This is a genomic window from uncultured Marinobacter sp. (assembly GCF_963974375.1).
In the GTDB taxonomy this organism is placed as follows: Bacteria; Pseudomonadota; Gammaproteobacteria; order Pseudomonadales; family Oleiphilaceae; genus Marinobacter.
On record NZ_CAXBDN010000298.1, the window covers coordinates 1 to 4,913 of the forward strand.

The window sequence follows — 4,913 nt, forward strand, 5'->3', positions numbered from 1 at the left end:
TACCTCCGGCGCCGATCACCGCCACCCGCTTGCCCACCGGGCGCGTACCGGTTATTGCGTCCAGGTAGCCCATGACACTGGGGTGGTCGATCCCGTCAATGTCCGGCGACCGGGGCACCACACCGGTGGCCAGTATCACCTCGTCGTACCCCCCGGCGACCAGGGCATCTGCCGAGACCCGGGTGTTGAGACGGACGTCCACATCGAGCTTCTCCAGCATCACCCGGTAGTAACGAAGGGTTTCATGGAACTCCTCCTTGCCGGGAATACGCTTGGCAATATTGAACTGCCCCCCGATTTCAGCGGCGGCATCAAACAGGGTAACCTGATGCCCACGCTCCGCTGCCACCGTCGCGAACGCCAGCCCGGCAGGCCCGGCACCCACTACCGCCAGCTTTTTCGGGGCCGTCGCCGGGAGGTAGTTGAGTTCGGTTTCGTAGCAGGCTCTGGGATTCACCAGGCAGCTGGTCAGCTTGCCGCTGAAGGTGTGGTCCAGGCAGGCCTGGTTGCAGCCGATACAGGTATTGATCTCCTCGGCCCGATCCTCCGCCGCTTTCAGCACCAGTTCGGCATCCGCCAGGAACGGCCGGGCCATGGACACCATGTCGGCAGCGCCGTCGGCCAGGATCTTCTCCGCCACCTCCGGCATGTTGATGCGATTGGTGGTTACCAGCGGCACACTGAGCTCTTTTTTCATCCGCAGCGTCACTTCGGTGAAGGCGCCCCGGGGTACTGAGGTTGCAATGGTGGGCACTCGCGCTTCATGCCAGCCGATACCGGTGTTGATCAGGGTGGCCCCGGCCTTTTCGATGGCCTTGCCCAGCTGGACGATTTCATCCCAGGTACTGCCCTCCTCCACCAGATCCAGCATCGACAACCGGTAAATAATGATGAATTCCGGGCCAACCCGCTCCCGTACCCGACGCACAATCTCGACCGGCAGACGGATACGGTTTTCATAGCTGCCACCCCAGCCATCGGAGCGCTTGTTGGTACGAGCCACAATGAACTGATTGATGAAATAACCTTCCGACCCCATGATTTCCACACCGTCATAGCCGGCGCGCTGGGCAAGCTTTGAGGCCACAGCATAGTCCTCGATCTGCTTCTCGATACCGGCCTCATCCAGCTCATTGGGCGTAAACGGATTGATCGGCGCCTGCAGAGCCGAAGGCGCCACCAGTTCAGGGTGGTAGGCATAGCGGCCTGCATGCAGAATCTGCATACAGATTTTTCCGTCGGCCCGGTGCACCGCTTCGGTGATTACCCGATGCTGGTCCGACTCCGCCTCTGTGGTCATTTTCGCCGCACCAGGACCAACACAGCCCTCACGGTTTGGCCCTATACCACCGGTCACAATCAACCCTGCACCACCCCGGGCACGCTCTTCATAAAACGCGGCAAGGCGATCGAAACCACCAGGGCGTTCTTCCAGACCAAGGTGCATGGAGCCCATCAGGGTCCGGTTTCTGAGGGTGGTAAACCCCAGGTCGAGGGGGGCAAGCATATGGGGGTAGCGGGATTTGCCCGCAGCGGCGGAAGCTGGCATCGGTAACTCTCTCTGTCGGTTGTGGGAATCGACGCAGATCCGTGTACCCGGATTTTCAGGAGGCGGCGATCATCAGACAGTTACGTTAGAGCGATACAGCGGACACATCAATAGAAAGCGACAGTTAACGAAGCAGAACCGGAAGAGATATAAAGAAGCTATAGACGCTGAAGCCATGACAGAAACGGCAGAAACGTAAAAAACCGCCAGACGTCGTAACGAGCGGTGCGCATTCGCAAAAGGAGAACATCATAACAGCAGAAAGAAAGGAAAATGGCGGAGCGGACGGGACTCGAACCCGCGACCCCCGGCGTGACAGGCCGGTATTCTAACCAGCTGAACTACCGCTCCACACTTGCTGTCACGTCTGCAGACCCGGGGGCTTGCGATACACAGTCAGGGGTATGACTGCTCGGTGACAACGAGGGCGAATTATAAAGATGGCGCCGCTCATGTCAACGCTTTTCCGGAACTTTTCCGGATTATTTCTGCTTCCACCCAGTATCGCCGGATAACTGGTCAGAAGCTGATCAGGCCTCGCCCGCTTCCGCCAGAGTCTGTGCGACCGGCAACGTGAAATAGAAGAGCGCACCACCGCTTTCCGGACGTTCAAATCCTATTTCACCGCCCTGGGCCTGAATCAGTGACCGGCAAAGGGTGAGCCCAATACCCATGCCTTCTTCCTTGGTACTGAAGAAAGGCAGAAACAGCCGCTGCTCCGAATCTTCCGGTAAACCCACGCCGTGGTCGCTCACTTCAATACGGACAAAGCCCGGGTCAGCAACCCTGACGTTAACCAGAACGGGCTCCCGGGAGCCGGCACTGCGGGTAGACTCCAGGGCATTGCGAATTAGGTTCAGGGCCACCTGCTGCACCTGTATGGGATCCGCCAGTACATCCGGAATATCGTCGGCAACCTGAACTTCCACCCCGCCGTCGTTGTTGCGGGCGTCCACTTCCGCGAACTGACGGGTTTCCTCCAGCAAGGCGGCAACAGAAAGCACGTCCTTGCCGGATGCCGGCTTGCGCACAAAACTGCGAATCCGGCGAATCACTTCACTGGCGCGATGGGACTGTGCTTCAATTTTTTCGAGGGTCTGCACCACCAGGGCATGATCAGGCTGTTCTGCCGTCAGCAGGCGCAGCGCAACACGGGCATAATTGGTAATGGCCGTCAGAGGCTGATTCACCTCATGGGCAAAACCTGCGGCCATCTCGCCGGTGGTGGCCAGCCGGGAGGCATGGGCCAGTTGCTCACGCTGGTCCTGAACCATGCCACGTGCATCGTCCAGGGCCTGCTCATTCTCCAGCTCGACGGTAATATCCCGGAACACCACCACCGCGCCACTGAGTACCTCACCATCCCGCTTGGGGGTGGCCCGATACTCCGCCGGGAACGAGGAGCCATCCATGCGGTAAAAGGTCACGCCGCGCTGATGCTCGGCCACGCCCTGATGGCAGGTTGCCTGGACCGGCAGGCCGGCAGCCGCCTCAAGCAGATCCTCATTGAAGTCGTGCAGGACATCGCCCTGCCCGGCCCGGAAGTGGAGCCTGAAAAAATTACGGCCGATCAGGTCTTCAATACCACAGCCAGAGATCATTGCCGCAGCCGGATTGGCGAACATGATATTGCCCCGTTCGTCGAGTCCGTAGATGCCTTCGTTAATGGCATTCAGGATCCGGGTCTGATCACCCTCCAGCTGGCGGTTGCGCTGTTGCAGATCCCGTTCAAGGCGGATAACCCGGGCGTGGGTGCTGACCCGGGCAATCACTTCCTGGGCCTGGAAGGGTTTCGCGATGTAATCGGCGCCCCCCAGAGAAAATGCCCGGAGTTTGGCGTCCATATCATCGAGGGCTGACAGAAACACTACCGCAGAATCCGCCGTGGCCGGATCGGCTTTCAGGTGCTCGCACACCTGCCAACCGTCCATGTCGGGCATCATGATGTCCAGCAGAATGACTTCCGGCAGGTGCCGTTTTGCCAGAGTCAGAGCCTTTTCACCATCATTGGCAATAAGCAGACGATAGCCCCGGTCCTTGAGGGTTTCATAAAGCACCTTCAGATTCTGGGCATTATCGTCAACTAGAAGTACCGTGGGCTCGGCACTGGCCTGATCAATCATAGAATCACTGCCGGTTAAAACATTCACCGCATGATGAGCGGTTAATCACCGGGCGTCGATAAGGTCCTTTACGGACAGAACCATCCTCACCAGATGCGCCAGGGAGTGGGTTCCCATCTTGTGCATGACCCGGGAGCGATGAATTTCAACTGTGCGCTGACTGATATCCAGCTCAATCGCTATAACCTTGTTGGCCTGGCCGGCAATCATTCTGTCCATGATTTCTGACTCCCGCGGGGTCAGCGTCTTGATTCGCCGGACAATCTCACGACGCTCACCAAGGGTTTTGCGCTGTTCACGATCCTGGGCCAGCGCCTCCTCGATTTTCTCGAGCAACGCATCTTCCCGGTAAGGTTTCTGAATAAAGTCCACGGCGCCTTCTTTCATGGCATCGACCGCCATGGGCACATCGCCGTGACCTGTCACGAAGATGATGGGCAACAGCGAATGCCGGGCATTCAGTTTTTTCTGCAGCTCCATGCCATCCATGCCAGGCATACGGATATCCAGCACGATACAGCCGGCCATGGACTCGGAATAATCACCGAGAAAATCTGCTGCCGAAGGATACGCTTTGACCTCTTTGCCTTCCGACTTCAAAAGCAACTCGAGCGAATCCCGGACAGCTTCATCGTCTTCCACCACATAGACGGTTTGCTGGATATCAGTCATTTTCACCTCGTCGTCTGTTCTGTTGTTATTGTCCATAACCCCGGCCAGACCACTGACGCCGCAACCGGCCTGACTTGCCCGAAACACCCGGGTTTACCGAGGTTAATGGATTGTGGAATGCTTTTCAGCTGCTTCCTGTTCCTGGCGCTCATGCTCCCGCATTTTGGCCAGGCGCCGGGCAATGGCTCCGAACACTGTACCGCGGGGATAGTCACCCTTGCGATCGGCCCGGCCTGCGGGCTTGCCAAGCAGCAGTTCGACCGCCTCCTCTACCGACGACACCGGGTAGATGTGGAACTGGCCATCTCTCACCGCATTCACCACTTCGGCATCCAGCATCAGGTTCTGGATGTTGGTTTTGGGAATGATAACGCCCTGACTACCCGTCGTTCCGGTAATGCGGCAGGTCTCGAAAAAGCCTTCTATCTTTTCGTTCGCGCCGCCAATGGGCTGGACTTCACCGAACTGGTTCATGGAACCGGTAATGGCCCATGACTGATCAATCGGTAACTGGCTGATGGCCGAAAGTAAGGCAGAAAGTTCCGCAACAGTGGCACTGTCACCATCGA

Annotated in this window: 4 protein-coding genes and 1 tRNA gene; all 5 read right to left on the reverse strand. The window is 58.1% G+C overall.

Annotated features, from left to right (window positions below; genetic code table 11):
- Positions 1-1,549: NADPH-dependent 2,4-dienoyl-CoA reductase (locus AAC035_RS18610; protein WP_339806601.1), on the reverse strand; the 1,549-nt coding region annotated here is incomplete at its 3' end.
- 274 nt (positions 1,550-1,823) lie between these two features.
- A tRNA-Asp gene (locus tag AAC035_RS18615) sits at positions 1,824-1,900 on the reverse strand.
- Between the two features lie 179 nt (positions 1,901-2,079).
- Entirely contained in the window at positions 2,080-3,672 is a 1,593-nt protein-coding gene (locus AAC035_RS18620; protein WP_339806602.1) for a response regulator, read from the reverse strand.
- Positions 3,673-3,717: 45 nt separating this feature from the next.
- A complete protein-coding gene (gene fixJ / locus AAC035_RS18625; protein ID WP_339806604.1) occupies positions 3,718-4,344 on the reverse strand; it encodes a response regulator FixJ in 627 nt (208 codons plus the stop codon).
- Between the two features lie 102 nt (positions 4,345-4,446).
- Positions 4,447-4,913 (reverse strand): S16 family serine protease (locus AAC035_RS18630; protein ID WP_339806603.1); only part of this gene is annotated, 467 nt, incomplete at its 5' end.

What these genes read in the sequence shown, in the direction of transcription:
- AAC035_RS18620 (WP_339806602.1), bottom strand. Translation starts at nt 3,672, where the DNA reads ATGATTGATCAGGCCAGTGCCGAGCCCACGGTACTTCTAGTTGACGAT.
- fixJ (WP_339806604.1), bottom strand. Translation starts at nt 4,344, where the DNA reads ATGACTGATATCCAGCAAACCGTCTATGTGGTGGAAGACGATGAAGCT.